The organism is Kribbella sp. NPDC003557 (genome assembly GCF_040610805.1).
Lineage (GTDB): Bacteria > Actinomycetota > Actinomycetes > Propionibacteriales > Kribbellaceae > Kribbella.
In genome coordinates this window covers 410,716-429,966 of the sequence record NZ_JBEXMY010000006.1, presented here as the reverse complement: position 1 = coordinate 429,966, position 19,251 = coordinate 410,716, and the positions used below count along the sequence as shown (strand labels likewise).

At 70.7% G+C, this 19,251-nt stretch carries 18 protein-coding genes; 10 read left to right on the top strand and 8 right to left on the bottom strand.

What is annotated here, in order from left to right:
* The first annotated feature begins 4 nt into the window (after window positions 1-4).
* Window positions 5-427 carry a TIGR03667 family PPOX class F420-dependent oxidoreductase gene (locus ABZW60_RS26745; protein WP_355481244.1) on the top strand — a complete coding sequence of 141 codons (423 nt, stop codon included), beginning with the start codon at window positions 5-7 and terminating at the stop codon, window positions 425-427.
* On the opposite strand, the gene ABZW60_RS26740 is transcribed toward ABZW60_RS26745, so the two are convergent.
* Genes ABZW60_RS26740 through ABZW60_RS26725 form a run of 4 tightly spaced genes read right to left on the bottom strand, consistent with a single transcriptional unit; the run spans window position 424 to window position 4,200 of the window.
* Window positions 424-672 carry a DUF2630 family protein gene (locus ABZW60_RS26740; protein ID WP_355481242.1) on the bottom strand — a complete coding sequence of 83 codons (249 nt, stop codon included), beginning with the start codon at window positions 670-672 and terminating at the stop codon, window positions 424-426. The genes ABZW60_RS26745 and ABZW60_RS26740 overlap by 4 nt on opposite strands.
* Window positions 669-1,436, bottom strand: a complete 768-nt coding sequence (locus tag ABZW60_RS26735) for an ABC transporter permease (RefSeq protein WP_355481241.1) — start codon at window positions 1,434-1,436, stop codon at window positions 669-671. The genes ABZW60_RS26740 and ABZW60_RS26735 overlap by 4 nt, the downstream gene beginning before the upstream one ends.
* The gene (locus ABZW60_RS26730) at window positions 1,437-3,137 is read right to left on the bottom strand and encodes an AMP-binding protein (protein WP_355481239.1); all 1,701 of its coding nucleotides are present in this window, start codon (window positions 3,135-3,137) and stop codon (window positions 1,437-1,439) included.
* Between the two features lie 10 nt (window positions 3,138-3,147).
* Window positions 3,148-4,200: an SLC13 family permease gene (locus ABZW60_RS26725; protein WP_355481238.1), complete on the bottom strand. Its 1,053-nt coding sequence runs from the start codon at window positions 4,198-4,200 to the stop codon at window positions 3,148-3,150.
* A 35-nt stretch (window positions 4,201-4,235) separates the two neighbouring features.
* Between ABZW60_RS26725 and ABZW60_RS26720 the strand changes: the two genes are divergently transcribed.
* Entirely contained in the window at window positions 4,236-6,932 is a 2,697-nt protein-coding gene (locus tag ABZW60_RS26720) for a GNAT family N-acetyltransferase (RefSeq protein ID WP_355481236.1), read from the top strand.
* Between the two features lie 100 nt (window positions 6,933-7,032).
* Here ABZW60_RS26720 and ABZW60_RS26715 read toward each other — a convergent pair whose 3' ends face one another.
* Window positions 7,033-7,551 carry a DUF2087 domain-containing protein gene (locus tag ABZW60_RS26715; protein ID WP_355481234.1) on the bottom strand — a complete coding sequence of 173 codons (519 nt, stop codon included), beginning with the start codon at window positions 7,549-7,551 and terminating at the stop codon, window positions 7,033-7,035.
* A gap of 45 nt (window positions 7,552-7,596) precedes the next feature.
* Between ABZW60_RS26715 and ABZW60_RS26710 the strand changes: the two genes are divergently transcribed.
* The 5 genes from ABZW60_RS26710 to ABZW60_RS26690 all read left to right on the top strand — a co-directional run bounded on the left by ABZW60_RS26710 (window position 7,597) and on the right by ABZW60_RS26690 (window position 13,046).
* Entirely contained in the window at window positions 7,597-8,646 is a 1,050-nt protein-coding gene (locus ABZW60_RS26710) for a P1 family peptidase (protein ID WP_355481232.1), read from the top strand.
* A gap of 150 nt (window positions 8,647-8,796) precedes the next feature.
* On the top strand, window positions 8,797-9,585 hold the full coding sequence (locus tag ABZW60_RS26705; RefSeq protein WP_355481230.1) for an ABC transporter ATP-binding protein: 789 nt from the start codon (window positions 8,797-8,799) through the stop codon (window positions 9,583-9,585).
* Entirely contained in the window at window positions 9,582-11,234 is a 1,653-nt protein-coding gene (locus ABZW60_RS26700; protein ID WP_355481228.1) for an FtsX-like permease family protein, read from the top strand. The genes ABZW60_RS26705 and ABZW60_RS26700 overlap by 4 nt, the downstream gene beginning before the upstream one ends.
* Window positions 11,235-11,302: 68 nt before the next feature.
* On the top strand, window positions 11,303-11,914 hold the full coding sequence (locus ABZW60_RS26695; RefSeq protein WP_355481227.1) for a DUF5998 family protein: 612 nt from the start codon (window positions 11,303-11,305) through the stop codon (window positions 11,912-11,914).
* A gap of 4 nt (window positions 11,915-11,918) precedes the next feature.
* On the top strand, window positions 11,919-13,046 hold the full coding sequence (locus ABZW60_RS26690) for a nucleotide pyrophosphatase/phosphodiesterase family protein (RefSeq protein WP_355481226.1): 1,128 nt from the start codon (window positions 11,919-11,921) through the stop codon (window positions 13,044-13,046).
* A 7-nt stretch (window positions 13,047-13,053) separates the two neighbouring features.
* Here the strand turns inward: ABZW60_RS26690 and ABZW60_RS26685 are convergent, their stop codons facing one another.
* Window positions 13,054-14,697: a S8 family serine peptidase gene (locus tag ABZW60_RS26685; protein WP_355481224.1), complete on the bottom strand. Its 1,644-nt coding sequence runs from the start codon at window positions 14,695-14,697 to the stop codon at window positions 13,054-13,056.
* A 97-nt stretch (window positions 14,698-14,794) separates the two neighbouring features.
* On the opposite strand from ABZW60_RS26685, the gene ABZW60_RS26680 reads away from it, so the two are divergent.
* Both ABZW60_RS26680 and ABZW60_RS26675 read left to right on the top strand, forming a co-directional pair.
* On the top strand, window positions 14,795-15,448 hold the full coding sequence (locus ABZW60_RS26680) for a thymidine kinase (protein WP_355481222.1): 654 nt from the start codon (window positions 14,795-14,797) through the stop codon (window positions 15,446-15,448).
* A complete protein-coding gene (locus ABZW60_RS26675; RefSeq protein WP_355481220.1) occupies window positions 15,445-16,644 on the top strand; it encodes a rhodanese-like domain-containing protein in 1,200 nt (399 codons plus the stop codon). Before ABZW60_RS26680 ends, ABZW60_RS26675 begins: the two co-directional genes overlap by 4 nt.
* 110 nt (window positions 16,645-16,754) lie before the next feature.
* On the opposite strand, the gene ABZW60_RS26670 is transcribed toward ABZW60_RS26675, so the two are convergent.
* Complete coding sequence (locus tag ABZW60_RS26670) at window positions 16,755-17,486, bottom strand: SDR family NAD(P)-dependent oxidoreductase (RefSeq protein ID WP_355481219.1); 732 nt, start codon at window positions 17,484-17,486, stop codon at window positions 16,755-16,757.
* Between the two features lie 158 nt (window positions 17,487-17,644).
* On the opposite strand from ABZW60_RS26670, the gene ABZW60_RS26665 reads away from it, so the two are divergent.
* Window positions 17,645-18,703: a DUF4185 domain-containing protein gene (locus ABZW60_RS26665; RefSeq protein WP_355481217.1), complete on the top strand. Its 1,059-nt coding sequence runs from the start codon at window positions 17,645-17,647 to the stop codon at window positions 18,701-18,703.
* Here the strand turns inward: ABZW60_RS26665 and ABZW60_RS26660 are convergent.
* On the bottom strand, window positions 18,700-19,176 hold the full coding sequence (locus ABZW60_RS26660) for a GNAT family N-acetyltransferase (protein WP_355481215.1): 477 nt from the start codon (window positions 19,174-19,176) through the stop codon (window positions 18,700-18,702). The two genes, ABZW60_RS26665 and ABZW60_RS26660, sit on opposite strands and share 4 nt — an antisense overlap.
* Between the last annotated feature and the right edge of the window lie 75 nt (window positions 19,177-19,251).

The window sequence follows — 19,251 nt, the reverse complement described above, 5'->3', positions numbered from 1 at the left end:
ACCGATGTTCACGATCGACACCTCCACCGGCTTCGGCAAGCGCATCACGCGGCAGCTCGACGACGAACGGATCGTCTGGCTGACCACCGTGGCCCGGTCGGGTACGCCGGCGCCGACGCCGGTGTGGTTCCTCTGGCATCACGACGAGCTGCTGATCAGCAGCCAGCCGGACAAGGCGAAGCTGCGCAACATCGCCGCCCATCCGCAGGTCTCGGTCAACTTCAACGCCACGCACACCGGCGGCGACGTCGGCGTGATCTCCGGTACGGCGGTGATCGACGCGGCTCCGATCAGCGGCGATGCGCTGGCGGCGTACAACGCGAAGTACGCGGCGGACATCGCCGGCCTCGGAATGACTCCGGACCAGTTCCACGCCGACTACGCGGTGCTGATCCGGATCACTCCCGAGAAACTGCGCGGTTTCTAGTTGAGATAGCCCTCGACGGTGTCGCCCGACCGGGCCTGGGCGTCGTCGGGGTTCTCGCCGAACTCGCGCTTCGCGCGGCGCTGCCGGAGCAGGTCCCAGCACTGGTCCAGCTCGACCTCGAGCGCCCGGAGCCGGGCCTGCTCGTCGGTGTTGTCGACCTGCCCCTTGGCGTGCTTGGAGCGCAGCTCGTGCTCCTCGGACACCAGGTCGTCGATCCGGCTGAAGATGCTCTTGTCGTCGCTCATGGGGAAACCGTACGCCCGTCCGGAAGGGCCGAGCGCGACAGGAGCTCGGTCAGCACCAGGATCGCCAGCGCCTCGGCCGCGACCAGCCCGATCAGCACGACGAGCTGGAGCGCGGCCGCCTGCGTCGGAGAGGCACCGCCGAGAACCATGCCGACGAAGGCGCCGGGCAGCGTCACGAGCCCGACGGTCCGGGTCTGGTCGAGCGCGGGCAGCAAGGCGTCACCCGCGACCGGGCCGGCCACCAGCTTGAACGCGTCGGGCTGCAGCAGCCCGATCGACAGGCCCGCCTCGAACTCGCCGTACCGGTTGCCGTACTCGCTGAGCACCCGGCGGCCGGCGAGCGTGGTCGCGGTCATCGCCCCGCCGACGACGATGCCGCCCATCGGCAGGATGCTCGCCGGGTTCCGCGGCACGACCCCGGGCAGGATCAGCAGCAGCAGGACGACGAACGCGCCGCTGCCGATCGACGCCGCGCAGTACGCCCACTGCCGCGGGATGCGCACGGTGTGCTGGATCCGCCGGGTGCTCGTGACCGTCGCGACCACGAACATCAGCAGCACGAACGCGATCGCGCCGAGCGTGTGCTGCAGCGCGACACCCACCACCGCCCCGACCGCGGCGAGCTGCACGACCGCGCGCAACGCCGCCGTGACGATGCCCTTGTCGTGCCGGAGCCCGGCGTACCGCGAGGCGCCGACACCGATCGCGATCAGCAGCGGCAGGACGACGACGGCGGCCCAGCCGAGCCCGGTGTGGAAGGACACTTACCGGAAGTCGGACTCGTCGTACGTCTGACCGCCGGTACCGCTCTCGACCTTGGCCGCCTCGTCCGCGCGCAGCTCGACCCGGCGGATCTTCCCCGAGATCGTCTTCGGCAGCTCGGCGAACTCGAGCCTCCGGATCCGCTTGTACGGCGCCAGGTGCGCACGGCAGAACGCGAGGATCTCGCCGGCCAGCTCCCGGGACGGCTCGTGCCCGGCCGCGAGCACGACGTACGCCTTCGGCACGGCGAGCCGGACCGGGTCCGGCGACGGTACGACGGCGGCCTCGGCGACCGCCGGGTGCTCGATCAGCACCGACTCCAGCTCGAACGGCGAGATGCGGTAGTCGCTGGCCTTGAACACGTCGTCGGAGCGCCCGACGTAGGTGATGTAGCCGTCCACGTCCCGGCTCGCGACGTCGCCGGTGTGGTAGTACCCGTTGCGCATCACCTCGGCGGTGAGCTCGTGCGCGTCGCGGTAGCCGCGCATCAGCGGGACCGGCGCGGGCGCCAGCTCGATGCAGATCTCGCCGTCGTCACCGATCTCGTCGGTCGACGGGTCGATCAGCGCGATCCGGTACCCGGGCAGCGGGCGGCCCATCGAGCCGAGCTTCACCGGCTGGCCGGGCGGGTTGCCGATCTGGGCGGTCGTCTCGGTCTGGCCGTACCCGTCGCGGATGGTGACGTCCCACGCGGCGCGGACCTGCTCGATCACCTCGGGGTTCAGCGGCTCGCCGGCCGAGATGCACTCACGGATCCGGACCTCGGCCGCGGACAGGTCGGCCTGGATCAGCATCCGCCACACCGTCGGCGGCGCGCAGAACGTGGTCACGCCGTACTCCTGAAGCACCTGCAGCATCTTCTCGGCGTTGAAGCGCGTGTAGTTGTACAGGAAGACCGTCGCCCCGGCGTTCCAGGGAGCGAAGACGTTGCTCCACGAGTGCTTGGCCCAGCCGGGCGAGGAGACGTTCAGGTGGACGTCGCCGGGCTGCAGACCGATCCAGAACATCGTCGAGAGGTGGCCGATCGGGTAGCTCACCTGCGTGTGCTCGACCAGCTTCGGCTGGCTCGTCGTACCGGAGGTGAAGTACAGCAGCAGCGAGTCGTCGGCCGCGGTGTCGACCTCGGGGACCGGGCCGTCGTACGTCTGCGAGTCGGCGAAGTCCAGCCAGCCCTCGGCGGGCTCGCCGACGGCCACCCGGATGCAGTGGTCCGCGATCCCGGCGTACCGGCCGGCGTCGGCGCCGCTGGTGACCACGGCCCGGACGTTGCCGCGGGAGATCCGGTCCGCGAGGTCGGCGTCGGTGAGCAGCGTGGTCGCGGGGATCATCACGGCCCCCGCACGGATGCAGCCGAGCATGGTCTCCCACAGCTCGACCTGGTTGCCGAGCACGATGAGAACCCGGTCGCCCGGCCGCAGCCCCGCCTCGGTCAGCCAGCCGGCCACCTGTCGGGACCGCTCGGCCATCTCGGCGTACGTCCGCCCGTTGACCTCGCCGTCCTCCTCGACGATCGTCAGCGCGGCGACCTCGGGCTGCTCGACAGCCAGCGCGTCGAACCAGTCGCGCGCCCAGTTGAACCGCTCGAACGCCGGCCACCTGAAGTCCCGGTACGCCGTCTCGTAGTCATCGCGATGCGCCACCAGGAAGTCCCGCGCTTCCCGAAACTCCCGGGTGACCTCCGAAGTGCTCTGCTCCGTCGCCATGCGACGCACACTACCCATTCAGGGCGAGGACGGCGCCTGTCACCACGAGTGGCGTCAGGATCAGGCCGCGCCACAGGAACGACCACCAGGAGATGTCCACCCGGGCGGCGTCGCAGCGGGCTCGCCACAGGAGGGTGGCGAGTGAGCCCCACAGTGTGAGCAGGCAGCCGCAGTTGACGCCGATGAGCAGGGCGAGCATGCGGTGGGGGCTGTCCGAGGCGACGGGCTCCATGGCGAGGTACGCCGGGAGGTTGTCGAACAGGTTCGCACCGAGCGCGGCGGTGGCGCTCAGTCGTAGCTCGGAGGTGGTCCCGGCCACCCACCGCAGGACGGCCTCGAGCCCGTGCGAGCTCAGGAACCCGACCACGGTGAACAGCACCACGACGGTGCCGACCAGCTTGAACGGGATCAGCGACCACCTGAGTACGCTGCGCCGCCGGACCGCGAACAGGACGACCAGCACGACCGCCCCGATGCTCGCAGGCCAGGCGACCTCGACGCCCGAGACGAACGCCGGCCCGAGCAGCAGACACACGGCCGCGGCGCCCCAGAACAGCACCTTGTCCTCGACCGCGGGGGTCGGCGGAACGATGTACCGGCGCGGCAGGTCGCGGTGGAACAGCACCGCGAGGACCGCCACGGTGATCACGATCGCGGCGATGGCCGGGCGCCAGCTCACGGACAGGTAGCTGACGTCGAACTGGCGGAACGGGTGGAGGGCCAGCAGGTTCGTGAGGTTGGACACCGGCAGCAGGAGCGACGCCGTGCCGGCCAGCCAGACGGTGGTGAACGCGAAGAGCTTCGGCGGGATGTCGAGCTGGCGGGCCATCGACAGCACGACAGGCGTCAGCAGCACCGCGCAGGTGTCGAGGGACAGCACGATCGTGAGGCCCGTTGCGAGCGCGACGACGAGCAGCCAGAGCCGCCAGACCCGGCCGCGCGCGAGGTGTGCGGCCTCGCGGGCAGCGACGTCGAACACCTTGGCCTGGTCGGCCAGCTCGGCGATGACGGTCACAGCGATCAGGAACACCAGCACGGGTGCGATCCGCTCGACCAAATTCATCACCTCCACCGGTCGGGTTTGAGTACGCTTGCACGGTGCCGGACCAGTATGACCAGCAGCTGCCGGACGGCTATCCGGCGGAGTACGAGGCCGACGTCGTCCTGCGGGACGGCGCGACCGCGCACCTGCGCCCGATCGCCCCGGCCGACGCCGGTCTGCTGGTGGCGTTCTACGCCCGGGTGTCCGAACAGTCGAAGTACTACCGCTTCTTCGCCCCGTATCCCGAACTGTCCGAGCGGGATGTGGCGAGGTTCACGCAGGTCGACTACCACCAGCGCCTGGCCCTGATCGTGACCGTCGGTGACGAGATGATCGGCGTCGGCCGCTACGAGGGCACCGGCCGCCGGACCGCGGAGGTCGCGTTCCTGATCGAGGACGCGCACCAGGGCCGCGGGCTCGGCCAGTTGCTGCTCGAGCACCTCGCCCAGGCCGCCCGCGAGAACGGCATCCACCGGTTCGTCGCCGAGGTGCTGCCGGACAACCGGAAGATGATCACGGTCTTCACCGAGGCCGGCTACAAGGTCGCCCGGGAGTTCGAGGACGGCGTGATCATGGTCGAGTTCGACATCGCGCCGACCGACACGTCGTTCGGCGTGATGCAGGCCCGCGAGCAGCGCTCGGAGGCGTTGTCGATCGCGCGGCTGCTGACGCCGCAGAGCGTCGCCGTGATCGGTGCGAGCCGCCGCGAAGGCACGATCGGCAACGCGCTGCTGCGCAACCTCCGCGACGGCGGGTTCCCGGGCCGGCTGTACGCGGTCAACACCGACACGAAGGCCGACGAGATCGAGGGCGTTCCGGCGTACCCGACGATCCGGGAGGTCGAGGGCACGGTCGACCTCGCGGTGGTCGCGGTCAAGGCCGAGATGGTCGCCGACGTCGTTCTGGACTGTGCCGCCAAGGGGGTGCGCGGGCTGGTCGTGGTGTCGAGCGGGTTCGCGGAGATCGGCGACGAGGGGCGGAAACGGCAGCGGTACCTGGTCGGCCTGGCGCGGTCGTACGGCATGCGGGTGATCGGGCCGAACGCGCTCGGCCTCATCAACACCGCGAGCGGCGTCTCGCTGAACGCGACGCTGTCGCCGCTGATGCCGAGCAAGGGCCGGGTGGCGTTCTTCTGCCAGTCCGGCGCGCTCGGCGTACCGATCCTGGCCGACATGGTCGGTCGTGGCCTGGGCCTGTCGAGCTTCGTCTCGGCCGGCAACCGGGCCGACGTGTCGGGCAACGACCTGATGCAGTTCTGGTACTCCGACGAGGCCACCGAGGTCGTCCTGCTCTACCTGGAGTCGCTCGGCAACCCGCGGAAGTTCAGCCGGGTGTCGCGGCGGCTGGCCGGCCGCAAGCCGGTGATCGCGCTGAAGTCGGGCCGGGCGACGCAGGGCGTTCCGGTCGGGCAGCTGGTCCGGCGCAGCCAGTTGCCGCCGGCCACGATCGAGTCGATGTTCCGGCAGAGCGGCCTGATCGGCGTGGACACCACCGGCGAGCTGTTCGACGTCGCCCAGTTGCTCGCGCACCAGCCGCTGCCGAAGGGCCGCCGGGTCGCGATCGTCTCGAACTCCGACGCGCTGACCCTGCTCGCGCTCGACACCATGGCCGGCTGCGGCCTGGACGTCGCGGGGGAGCCGCGGAACCTGAGCCCGGACGCGACCGCGTCGGACTTCGGACTCGCGCTGTCGGACGTGTTCGCCGACGACAAGGTGCACTCGGTCGTGGTGATCTACACGCCGCCGGTGCAGTCCAACGGCGGCGAGGTCGCCCAGGTGCTCGCCGCGGCCGCCGCGGGCTCGGACAAGCCGGTGGTGTCGACGTTCCTCGCCTCCCGCAGCGTGCCCGAGGAGCTGCGGGTGCCGGACGAGGACGGCGGCGCGGCGCGGGGCTCGATCCCGTCGTTCCTGAACCCGCAGTACGCCGTGGGCGCACTGGCGAAGGCGACGCAGTACGCCGAGTGGCGGCGCCGCTCGGACAGCCGGATCCCGGACCTGCCGGAGATCGACACCGCCGGGGGAGAGGACTTCGTCGCGGAGTTCCTGCAGCGGCACCCGGGCGGCGCGGACCTCGACGACGCCGACCGGCAGCGGCTGCTGAGCTTCTACGGGATCTCGGTGCTGCCCGCGTTCCCGGTGCTGAGCGCGGACGAGGCCGTCGACCGGGCCGCGGACCTCGGGTTCGAGGTGATCCTGAAGGCGACCGCGGAGCAGTGGCGGATGCGGCCGGACCTGGCCGACATCTGGCGGCACATCCACGACGAGGACGACATGCGCGCGGCCTGGGCGGAGATGACGCAGACCTTCGGGGTCGCCGCGGATCCGGGGCGGGCGCAGTTCGTCGTCCAGAAGATGGCGCCGCCCGGGGTGCCGGTGGTGATCTCGACGATCGAGGACGTGTCCTTCGGGCCGGTGGTGACGTTCGGCCTGTCCGGCGTGGCCACGGACCTGCTCGGCGACCGGTCGTACCGGATGCCGCCGCTGACCACGCGGGACGCGGCCGAGATGGTCCGCGAGGTGAAGGCGGCCCCACTGCTGTACGGCTACCGCGGCTCGGACCCCGTGGACATCTCCGCCATCGAGAACCTCCTGCACCGGGTCTCACGCCTCACGCTGGACCTGGAAGAGGTCGTCCGGCTGGACCTCCGCTCGGTCCTCGTCTCCGCCCAGGGTGCAACTGTCCTGGACACCCGCGTCCGCATCGCTCCCAACGAAAAGCCAAGACAGGACACCCCCGCCCGCCGTCTCACCTGACGCGACGCCCGCCGCCACCTGGCAGAGGAACTGGGGGCCTGAGACAGGAAGCGGCTACCTGAGACCTGCAATAACAGGTCCCCGCCTACCGCATGTTGTCTCAGGTTTGCGAGGGGCGGGTGTAGATGCTGTTCTCGCGGGTGAGCAGCCGGGCGTCGACCAGGCCTCGGCGCAGGGCCGCGTGGTCCGGGTGGCGGCGGTTGAGGATCTCGTTGACCTCGGACTCGGGGTAGACGCGGCCGGCCTCGAAGTCCTGCACGATGTACTCGAGCACGATCCGGTACTTGTCCGGGAACGTGGGGAAATGCGTCAACCGCCCGTCCCGGACGAACGACTTGAGTACGTTGTCCCGGGCCGGGTCGGGATCGAGCGGCACCCACTCCGGCCGGCTCTCCCGGACGGCGTCCTTGAACGCGCCCTCGTCCGCCGTGAAGCCGTCCCGGCTCGCCGCGATCAGCCCGCCCTTGGTCAGCCGCTGCAACGCCTTCACCACGACCGGCGCGGCGAGTCCCGTGCTCCCGGCCACCTGCTCGGGAGTGGTGGCGCCGAGGACGATCGCGGAGTACGTCCGCAACCTCGACGGTTCGGCCAGCAGACCACAGAGCTGATCGGCGTTCATGTCCTCACGCTAATGCGGCCCGCAACCGGATTTAGGATCGTCCGCATGCAACCTGGTCCGCACAACGCGATCACCGATGTCCCCGGAATCCTGGTCGGCCAGGTCGAGCGCGTCGACCCGCCGTACCTCACCGGTACGACGGTCGTCCACGCGCCCGGCACGGCCGTCGCCGGGGTCGACGTCCGGGGCGGCGCGCCCGGCACCCGCGAGACCGACCTGCTCGCCCCGGTGAACTCCAACGGCGGCGTCAACGCGATCGTCCTGACCGGCGGCAGCGCGTACGGGCTCGACACCGCCGGCAGCGTGATGCGCCGGCTGGAGGAGCGCGGCGAGGGCGTCCGCGTCGGCCAGGGCGAGTACGACGTGGTGCCGATCGTCCCGGCCGCGGTGATCTTCGACCTTGCCCGCGGCGGCGACTTCAAGGCCCGCCCGGAGCCGTCCTGGGGCGCCGACGCGCTGGACGCGGCCACCGACGGGCCAGTTGCCCTCGGCAACCACGGCGCCGGGGCCGGGGCCCGGGCCCGGTCACTGAAGGGCGGCGTCGGCTCCGCGAGCGTCCGGCTCGACGACGGTACGACGGTCGGCGCGCTGGTGATCGTGAACGCGGCCGGCTCCACGGTGGATGCCGACGGCAACCTGTACGGCGCCCGCCTCGGCCTCGGCGCCGAGTTCGCCCACCTGCGCACGCCGGTCGAGCCGCCGCCGCCCGCCGCGCCCGGCCGCAACCTGATCCCGGGCCCCTCGATGAACACCGTGATCGCGGTCCTGGCCACCGACGTACCGCTGGACAAGGCCGCCGCCCGACGGATGGCGATGGTCGCGCACGACGGCCTGGCCCGGGCGATCGACCCGATCCACACACTGGTCGACGGCGACAGCATCTTCGCGCTCTCGACCGGGCCCGCGGGCGAGCCGCGGTTGGGCGTGACCGATCCGACCGCGCTCGGCCAGCTGGAGACCGTGTTCGCCGCCGGCGCGCGGACCCTGTCGCGGGCGATCGTGCACGCGATGCTGAACGCCGAGTCGGTGCAGACCCCGGCCGGCGCGATCCCGAGCTACCGCGACGCCTACCCGTCGGCGTTCCGGACCGACTGACGTACGACCTGAGTCGTACGCCCGGCCGTCGAAAGGAGCCGGAAGGCGACCGCAAGACCGGTCCGCGGGCCGACGCTCGCCGGCTCCGTTCCCGGAAGGCTCTGGGGTATGAACCTTCAGAGTCCCCAGGTTGTGTTGAGTGGCCACGGCTTGGTCAAGTACTACGGCAGCGTGGTCGGCCTGGCCGGTGTTGACGTCGCCGTCCGGTCCGGCGAGGCGCTCGCGGTGATGGGCCCTAGCGGCAACGGCAAGACGACCCTGCTGCATGTTCTCGCCGGCATCCTCACGCCGGACCAGGGCGAGGTCTGGCTGGGCGGTGAACGTGTCGACCAGCTGAACGACGCGGCCCGGACGGTACTGCGCCGCCGTCGCCTCGGCTTCGTGTTCCAGGACAACCAGCTGCTCGCCGAGCTCCCCGCGGACGAGAACGTCGCGCTTCCGCTCATGGTGGACGGCATGGGCCGGCGCGAGGCGATCGGACGGGCGCGGACGACGCTCGCCCAAGTGGGACTGGCCGCCGAGGCAGGCCGCCGGCCGGGTGAGTTGTCCGGCGGCCAGGCGCAGCGGGTCGCCATCGCACGGGCCCTGGTCGGCGAGCCGCAGGTGGTCTTCGCCGACGAGCCGACCGGCGCACTGGACGCCGCGACCGGCTCCCAGGTCATCGACCTGCTCGTCGGCGCGGCCACCTACCGCGGCGCCGCGGTAGTGGTCGTCACCCACGACAACGCTGTAGCCGCCCGCTGCCACCGAGCCCTCCACATCGTCGACGGCCGCGTCAGCCCCACCACCAGCCCCACCACCAGCGCCCCACCCGCCCCTGCACGCACAACCCTCCAGACCGGTGGGCAACCCCCGAACTGGAGGGTTGCCCCCTCGGATTCTGAGGGGGCAACCCTCCAGGCGAGGGGGCAAGGGCCGGAGACGGGAGCGGTGCGATGAACCCGATGACGGAGCTGGGATTACGGTTCGTACGTCGGCCGGGCCCGGGTGGTCGGGCTGCAAACCTGGCCGCGTTCGGCGCGACCGCGGTGGTGGCGCTGCTCGTGACGTTCCTGATCGCCGGCTCGCTGGGGCTGTCGCAGCGGTCGGAGCGGATCGGGTGGCGGAGCGCGGACAAGGCCGACCCTGCGACCGCGGTCGGCATGCTGGACCTCGACGACGAGCAGCGCGTCGACGGCCACCGCCTGAGCGTTCTCGAGCTGGCCACGCTGAAGCCGAACGAGCTGCCGCCCCCGCCCGGCCTGGACCACACGCCCAAGACCGGAGAGGTCTTCGTGTCGCCCGAGGTCGCCAAGCACTGGCCCAGCCTCCGCAAGCAGTACGGCGACCTGGACCAGCCGACCGGTGTGATCAGCGCCAAGGGCCTGTCGTCGCCGGAGGAGTTCATTGTCATCCGCGGCGTCGACGCGATCCCGGCTGACGAGCACCCGCAGTACGTGAGCAGCTGGAACGAGAAGGTCTGGGACAGCCGCATGCTCGGTCTGCTGATCGCGGTCGCGTTCGGCATCACGCTGGTGCTGTTCCCGATCCTCAGCCTCGTCGGACAGGCCGCCGGTGTCGCAGCGAAGCGTCGCGAGCACCGACTGGCCGCGCTACGTCTTGCCGGCGCCACTCGGACTCAGGTCCTCTGGCTGAGCGCAGTAGAACAAGCCGTGCTCGGTCTGGCCGGTGCGGTCGTCGGTCTGATCGGCTACACAGTCCTGAGCCCGCTGATCGCGCAGATCCCGCTTGGCGGTGGTCGCTGGTACGTCGGCGACATCACGGCCCAGTGGTGGACCGTGCTCGTCGTACTCGCCGCCGTGCCTGTCCTTTCAGTGATCAGCGCGCTTATCGGTCTTGGACGCGTCAGCATCACGCCGCTGGGCGTCGTGCGCGGCCAGACGCGCAAGGGCCTGAGCGTGCTTCGCCTGGGGCTTCTTGTCATCGGTCCGGTGATCCTGGCGTACTACGGGATGCAGGCGGCTGTACTGCCGTTGCTGATCGGCGTGGGGTTCGCAGCGCTCGCCGTACGTGTCATCGGGCCGTGGGCGGTGCAACTGGTCGGCAAGGCGATGGCCAAGGCAGCCAACGGCCCGGTGATGTTGTTGGCCGGCCGGCGTTTGGTCGACGACCCGAAGGGCGCCTTCCGGCCCGTGGCCGCGCTGGTGCTGTCCGGTTTCGTCACCGGCTTCATCTCGGTGTTCATGCCGCCCGGTGAGGACGACCCGAGCTTCAACGACATGCGGATCGGCGTTGCGTTGCTGCTGTCGCTGGTGTTCCTGACCGTGGCCGCCTCGACGGCCGCGGGCGCGGTCGGTACGGCGCTGGACCAGGCGGCTCCCGCACGGGCGTTGCGGCGCTCGGGTGTGCCGCTGTCGGTGATCGAGCGGGCCGCTCGCGTGGCGGCCGTCGTACCGGTCGTCGGCGTCGGTCTGCCGGTCGTCGGCTTCGGAGCCTTGTGCGGACTGGCGTTGAGCGGCGGGAAGGTGCTCACCTCGGGGAGTTCCGGCGTACTGCTGCTGCTCGGGCAGGTCGTCGCGGGCCTCGTCCTGGTCACGCTCGCCGGCGCCGCCGGTGCACCGGTCCTGCGGAAGGCAAGTGCGAACTGATCGCGGTTGTCCACAGGTGCAGGTGTTGGGTGAACCGCTCCGGGGCACGGTCGTGCAAGGATGAGGGCATGCGTGACCTGAATGCACCGGAGCTCACCGATGCGTCCGCCGACCTGCGCGAGGCGATCGATCGGTGCGGCTACTACCCCGACGTGGTGACCGACTCGCTCGAGGTGGCGATCGCCGGCGAGCCGATCCGGGCCTACGTGCTGCAGCACGAGCCGACGTTCGACCGGGACGAGGTCCGGCGGCACATCACGATCCTGGCGCTCACCCCGACCCGGCTGATCGTCGGCCACACCGACGAGCACGCCGCCGACGAGCTGATCCGCGCGCCGTATGCGTCGACCTCGACCGAGGCGATCCCGCTGCACCGGGTGAACGCCGTCGTCGTCAACCGCGTCGTGCCGAACCCGGCCGGTTACGCCACCGGCAAGGCGGACCCGGCGGTGGCCGGCAGCGGCGAGGTGGTGCTGACCATCGGCTGGGGCATGGTCAACCGGATCGACCTGGAGCCCGCCGTCTGCGCGGATCCGAACTGCGAGGCCGACCACGGTTACACCGGCTCCGTCGCCGCCGACGACATCTCGCTGCGGATCAGCGCCGCGGCCGACGGCCCGGCCGGCATCCAGCAGGTGCTCGAGTTCGCGAAGGCTCTCTCGTTCGCGACCAGCAGGTAGTGCCGTGATCCTGCCGGTCGACCCGCAGTACGGCGGTGGCGCGCTCGCCGACGTCCTGCCGTCGGTGGCCGGCGCGCTGTCGGTGCCCGGCGAGACGAACCAGCTCGACCTGCCACCCGCCGCGCGGTATGCCGTCATGCTCCTGGACGGCCTCGGTTGGAACCTGCTCAAGCGGTACGGCGACGCCGCGCCGTACCTGTCGTCACTAATGCCCGCGGGCCGCAGCCTGACGGCCGGCGTACCGTCGACAACCGCCGTCAGCCTGACGAGCCTCGGCACCGGGTTGCCGCCGGGCGCACACGGCATCGTCGGGTACACGTCGATCGTCCCGGAGAGCGGCGCGCTGCTGAACGCGCTGGCCTGGGACGCTCCGGTGGATCCGCGCCGCTGGCAGCCGCACGGGACGGTCTTCGATCGCGCCGCGGCGGCGGGCGTCGCCACGCGCAACGTGAGCAAGGCGCGGTTCGAGACGTCCGGGCTGACGGCCGCCGCGTTCCGGGGGAGTGCGCACCGGGGCGCCGACACGATCGAGGACCGTCTGGACGCGACCCGGTTCGCGAGCCGGGAGGGCCGCTCGTCGCTCGTGTACGTGTACGACTCGCAGCTGGACTACATCGGCCACCAGCAGGGCTGCGACTCGTGGCAGTGGCAGAAGGAGCTGACCGCGGCCGACACGTTCGCGCAGCAGATCCGCTCGGCGCTGCCCCGGGACGCGGTGCTGGTCGTCGTCGCCGACCACGGCATGATCGACGTTGCTCCCGAGCACCGCGTGGACCTGGACCTGGAGCCCGCACTGACCGAGGGCGTGTCGCTCGTCGGTGGCGAGTCGCGTTTCCGGCACCTGTACTGCGTTCCCGGCGCCGAGGCCGACGTGCTCGCCGTCTACCGGGAGCGGCTCGGCGACAAGGCACTCGTCCTGCCGCGGTCCGAGGCGATCGCGCGCGGCTGGTTCGGCCCGCTCGTCGAGGACCGCGTCACGCCCCGGCTCGGCGACGTGATCGTCGCTACCCTCGGCCCCGTCGCACTCGTCGCCAGTCGCCGCTACCCGCAGGAGGCCGGCCTGATCGGCCTGCACGGCTCGCTGACCCCTGACGAGATGGAGATCCCGCTTCTCGTCGACCCGGGATACTAGCCGCGGATCAGAAGCTCCAGACGTCCCAGAAGAAGCTCGTGCGGGCCGTCTTGGCCTCACCGTCGCGTGCGGTGACGGTGACCTTGTAGCGGCCGGCTCCGGGCGTCAGTACGCCGGTGATCCAGCCACGCTCCGGGTCGATGGACAGGCCGGGCGGCAGGCCGGTCGCCGAGTAGCTGATGTCGCCGGTACCACCGGTGCCCTTCATCAGCAGCGGGATCGCCGGGATACCGCCGACACCGAGTTGCTCCGACGGCTCGGTGATCGAGATCGCGCCCTGCGGCTGGGCGGCCGCGGCACCAACCGCCTCGGCGGCGTCGACGAGGCCCTCGCCGTAGTACGAGTTGTTGCCCGCGGAGCCGGAGCACTCACCGGACGCGGCCGGCGGGCAGGCGAGGTCGTTGGCCTGCTGGGCGAGCCGCGCGCGGACCTGGGCCGGCGTCAGCTTCGGGTCGACGCTGCGGAGCAGGGCCGCGACGCCCGCGACGTGCGGCGACGCCATCGACGTACCCTCGAGGATCTTGTAGCCGCCGCCGGGCACCGTCGAGTACACGGCCTGGCCCGGGGCGGCCAGGTTGATCTTGTTCTCGCCGAAGTTCGAGAAGGGCGACTTCGCGCTGGCCGGGTCGACCGAGGCGACCACGGTCACGTTCGGCAGCTCGGTCGGCAGGCTGATGCAGTCGTTGGTGACCTCGCGGTCCGTCGCGGTCGAGTCGTCGGGGCTGGACACGTCGTCGGTCTTGTTCGCGAGATCGTAGTCCTCATTGCCGGCCGCGGCGACGTTCACGACACCCTTGCTGTCCGAGTACGCGACGGAGCGGCGGACCGCCTCGCCGATCGCGTCCTGGTCCTTGTCGTTGGGGCAGTTGAACAGCCACGGGTCGACGTAGTAGCTGTTGTTGGTCACCGACACGCCCTTGTCGGCGGCGAACATGAACGCGCAGACCGTGTTCTCCGGGAAGAACAGTTGGCTGCCGGCCTCGGCCACGCGGATCGAGGAGATCTTCACGCCGGGCGCGACACCGACCATGCCGATCCCGTTCTTCGCGCCGGCGATCGTGCCCGCCACGTGCGTACCGTGCTCGCCGACCGGCCGCCACGACCCGGGGCGGGTGTCGAGCTTGCCGTATGCGCAGGACGCCGACTTGGTCGCGTCGAAGTTCGCCTTAAGGTCCGGGTGCAGGTCGTCCACGCCGGTGTCGAGCACGCCGACCGTGATGTCCTTGGAGCCCGGGTTCTTCGCCCAGGCACGGTCCGCCCCGATCTGGGTCATGTCCGCGCGGTCGGTCTCGGGCTGCGCCGTCGGCGTCTCCGGGACCGCGGGCGGGATCGCCGGGTTCGCGACGTCCGCGGGCAGGTCCGACGTCCGGGTCGCGCCGGCCTTCTGCACGCCGTCGACCCCGCGCAGCTTGTCCGCGAAGCCGGCCGCCGCCGAGTGCGCGACGATCACGCCGATCGCGTCGTAGGTCGCGTAGACCGTGCCGCCGTTCTGCGTGATCGCGCCGGTCACCTTGCCGGTCTGGCCGGGGTCGGTGATCACGAAGTACGCCCGCAGGCCCGCCTCGGACCGGACCGGCGCGGCACCGGCCGGAAGGGTGGCGGAGGCGACCGTCAACACGGCCGCGAGGACGACGAGCAGAGCTTTGCGCACGATCCATTCAAACTGAACCGGGGCTCAGAACCCAAGCCACCCCTCCGACACACCCCGGAGTGCGGAGCGGACCTCTGACTTGGCAGGATGTTCGCCCGTGGCGGAGCTCCTGTATTTCACCGGGACGATGGACTGCGGAAAGTCGACCCTGGCACTCCAGATGGATCACAACCACAAGGCTCGCGGGAGGCTCGGCAGGATCTTCACCAGTCACGACCGGGCGGGGGAGTCGGTGCTCTCGTCGCGGCTCGGCCTGTCCGCGGACGCGGTCGAGGTACGGACCGAGTTCGACTTCTGGGACTACGTCGTCGGCGAGCTGACCCGCGGCGGGCGGATCGACTACGTGGTGTGCGACGAGGCGCAGTTCTACAGCCCGTTGCAGATCGAGCAGCTCGCGCGGCTGGTCGACGAGCTGCAGATCGACGTGTTCTGCTTCGGCATCCTGACCGACTTCCGGGCGTCGCTGTTCCCGGGGTCGGCGCGGCTGGTCGAGCTCGCCGACCGGATGGAACTGCTCCAGGTCGAGGCGCTGTGCTGGTGCGGTGAACGTGCCACGCACAACGCCCGTACGATCGGTGGGGAGATGGTGACCGAGGGCGAGCAGTTGGTGGTGGGCGACATCGAGTCGCGGGACCACGAGGTCGCGTACGAGGTGCTCTGCCGCCGGCATCACCGCCGCCGTCTGACCCAGGCCCGCGCCCGGGCCACCCTGTCACCCGAAGTCCTGCCGTTCGGAGGAGCCGCGTCATGACCCCGTTGATCAGTGTTGACGAGCTGCGCGCACTGGACCCTCGTCCGGTGCTGGTCGACGTGACGTGGAACCTGGCCGGCCCGCCCGGCAAGGAGGCCTACGACGCCGGCCACCTCCCCGGGGCACACTTCGTCGACCTCGACACCGAGCTGGCCGCCCCACCCGGCCCCGGCCGCCACCCGTTGCCCACCGCAACCACAGTCACCGCCACCTTCGCCCGCCTGGGCATCACAACCCCCGACACCCCCGTAGTCGTCTACGACGCCGCCAACTCCACCGCCGCAGCCCGAGCCTGGTGGACCTTCCGCTACTTCGGCCTTACGAACGTCAGAGTCCTAAACGGCGGCAAAGCCGCCTGGCAGTCCACAGGCGGAAACCTAACAACCGAACCACCACCCGAACCGACACAAGCCTCTGCGACTGGCGCAACCACAGACTCCCCGGCTGGCGCGGGCACTGGCTCCCCGGCTGGCGCAACCACCGGCTCCGCGGCTGGCGCGGGCACTGGCTCCGCGGCTGGCGCAACCCCCGGCTCCGCGGCTGGGGCGGGCAGTGGCTCCGCGGCTGGGGCGGGCACCGGCTCTCCGGCTGGCGTGACGGCCGGCTCCGCGGCTGGGGCGGGCACCGGCTCCCCGGCTGGCGTGACGGCCGGCTCCGCGGCTGGGGCGACCGCCGAGTCCCCGGCGGGTTCTGGTGCTGCCGGGACCACCGACTTCCTGGCGGATTCCACGGGTGCTCCTGCCCCCAACACCGCCGGTGGCGACCGGACCACCAGCGATGTGCCCGGCGGTCTCATTGCGACTCCTGGGCATATTCCTGTTCTGGATGCTGACGGGGCTGCGGCGGTGGCTGCTAAGGGGGTTTTGCTGGATGCTCGGGCTCCGGAGAGGTTTGCTGGTGAGGTTGAGCCGATGGACCCGGTTGCCGGTCACATCCCAGGCGCGGTGAATGCCCCGACGACCGCGAACGTCGACGAGACCGGACACTTCCTCCCGGCCGACGACCTCCGCGCCCGGTTCGCCGCGCTCGGTGTGACCGCTGAGGCTGAGGTGGGCGTCTACTGCGGGTCAGGGGTGACCGCCGCGCACGAAGCGCTGGCCCTGGAAGCCGCCGGCATCCCAGCCACCGTCTACATCGGCAGCTGGTCCGAGTGGATCACCGACCCCACCCGCCCGGTGGCCACCGGCAACGACTGAACCGCTGCAGCTCGACAGGTAGTGCACCGGTGAGACGCCGTACGCAGCACTCGGATCACGCTCAGGTGCACTACCCGGCGGCCGACACCTCCTGTCGAGCTGCGGACAAATCACCAGTCGATAGAGCCGAGCCGGTCCTCGAACGTTCCGGTGGGTCCATCTGAGCCGATCGTCGCCAGGCGCACGAGCGAGTCGGTGCCTTCGGTGACGGTCAGCTGGCCCTTGTGCTGGTTCATGTCGGTGGCTGCGAACGTGTGCTTCGCGGTCTCGCCCGGGGTGACGGCGTTGATCCTGACATCCGGCAGCGCCTGCGCGTACCTGACCGTGATCATGTTCAGCGCCGCCTTGGACGAGCTGTACGCGAGCTCGTGCATCTTGGTCACCGGCTGATCCGGATCGAGCATCACGCCGAACGATCCGGCAGCACTCGACACCATCACGACGCGTGGGTTCTCCGACGCCCGCAGCAGCGGAAGGAACGCGTTCGTCACCCGCACAGGCCCGTACACATTCGCGTCGAACACCGCATGAAGCTCGTCGGCGGTCGTCTCCGACGGCGTGACCGCGTGACCGGGCGCCCCAGCGTTGTTCACCAGGACGTCGAGATGCTCGGTGTGCCCGCGGACGACCTCGAGCGCGGCAGCGACCGACGCGTCGGAGGTCACGTCCAGCTGGACGAGCACCACGTCCACACCGTCAGCGGCCAGCTTCTCAACGGCCTCCCGTCCGCGAGCCTCGTCGCGTGAACCGAGGAAGACCTTCCACCCGAGCCCCCCGAGCCGGCGAGCCGCCTCGTACCCGAGTCCTTTGTTCGCACCTGTGATGAGCACTGTTGTTGTCATGCCCAGGAGATGCCGCCGAGCCGCGCACTGTGACTACCGCCGGGCGTGAGCTGCACCACGGGTTTCGACCCTCCGTTCAAGGGTTGACGTCGCGGGGGAGACTGCGGGAAGGTGACGCAGAAATCGATTTCCCATCCACCGCCCCGTTGGGAGTCCTGATGATGATGAAGCGATCCACGTTCCTCCGGGCCGCGGTCGGCGCCGGCGTGCTGGCCGCCGTACCTACCCGGGCGCTCGGAAGCACCCAGGCCGTGCTGACCAACAAGGTGGCCGATCTGACCGGGCCAGGCCTCACCGACCGGTTCCGGATGGCGGCGACCGACCTCGGGATCCCGGCGCGGACGCCCGACGGGCGGCTGCTGTTCATGTTCGGCGACACGTTCGAGGAGGCCCGTGTCGGCGGGGGATGGTGGCGGTCGCCGGTCGCGCTGTGGTCGACGACCTCGGACCTGACCACCGGCGTGAAGTGGTCGGGCGCGGTCGGCGGGGCCGCCGCGCAGCAGCTGTGGGACTACCCGCACGACAACCCGACCTTCTCGACCGTGTTGCCATCGGACGTGATCACGATCGGCGGGTCGATGTACCTGCACGCCATGGTCAACAAGGGCCTCGGCAACGTGGTCTGGACCGAGATCTGGCGCTCGGACAACTCCGGCGCGAGCTGGTACCACACCGGCGCGAAGTTCGACCCGAACATCGACGGCGGGATGTTCCAGCTGCTCACCTGGGGGCTGGGCAACGACGGGTACGTGTACGTCTACTCGACCGGCTTCCAGCGCAACAAGCCGATCATCCTCAAGCGCGTCCGCGCCGAGCAGATCGCGAACCCGGCGGCGTACGAGCCGTGGGGGTACCGCGACGGGGTCTGGGCGTGGGGCAACCCGGCGACGCCGATCCTGACCGGCAGCTTCGGTGAAATGAGCCTGCGGCCGCTCGGCGGCAAGTGGGTGCTGACCTGGTTCAATGCCGGCGACTACCGGATCGACGGCATGATCATGGACACGCCGACGTCCAACCTCTACACGGCGTACCGGCAGACGCTGATCTACGGCGGCGCCTGGGGCTCCGAGGACGGCAACCACGTCGCCCAGCTGTACGGCGGCTACGTCATCCCCGGCTCGACCCTCTCGGACCTGCACCTCTCGGTCAGCCAGTGGAACACCGCCAACGGCTGGCCGTACCGCGTGATGCAGTTCCGCGTCCGCGGCTTCGGCTAGAGGTCGAGCACCATCGTGTCGGAGGTGCCGACGACGCCGACCTTGCGGAAGCCGAGGGACTCGTAGAGCCCGCGCGCCGGGTTGTCCGGGTCGACACTGAGCGAGAGCTGCGCGTACGACGCCGCGCGCGCCTGCGCGATGAGCTCCGTCAGAACGGCCCGAGCGACGCCTCGCCGGCGGAACGCGGCCGAGACCCCCAAGGTCAGCTCAGGAACGTCGTCAGCGATGTATCCGTAGCCGGGCCGGTCCGCGGTGAGCAAACGGCCCCAAGTCGCACCCGCGGGGGAGCCGTCGAGCTCCGCGATCACGCCGAAGTCGCTCGCACGCGGCCAGTCGGCGAGATACCGCCACGCGTGGTCGTCGCCCCGCGCCTTCTCCTCGTCGTACCAGGGCGACCCGTCCCAGTTGCACGCCTCGAGCAACATCTCGGTCAGGAACGGAAGGTCGGCAGCGGTCGCCGCGCGCAGATGCATGCCCCCATCCTTCCCGCCGCCGTCGGGGACCTCCACCGGATTACCGCCGGTGCGCCGCGAAACCGTTACCGCAAA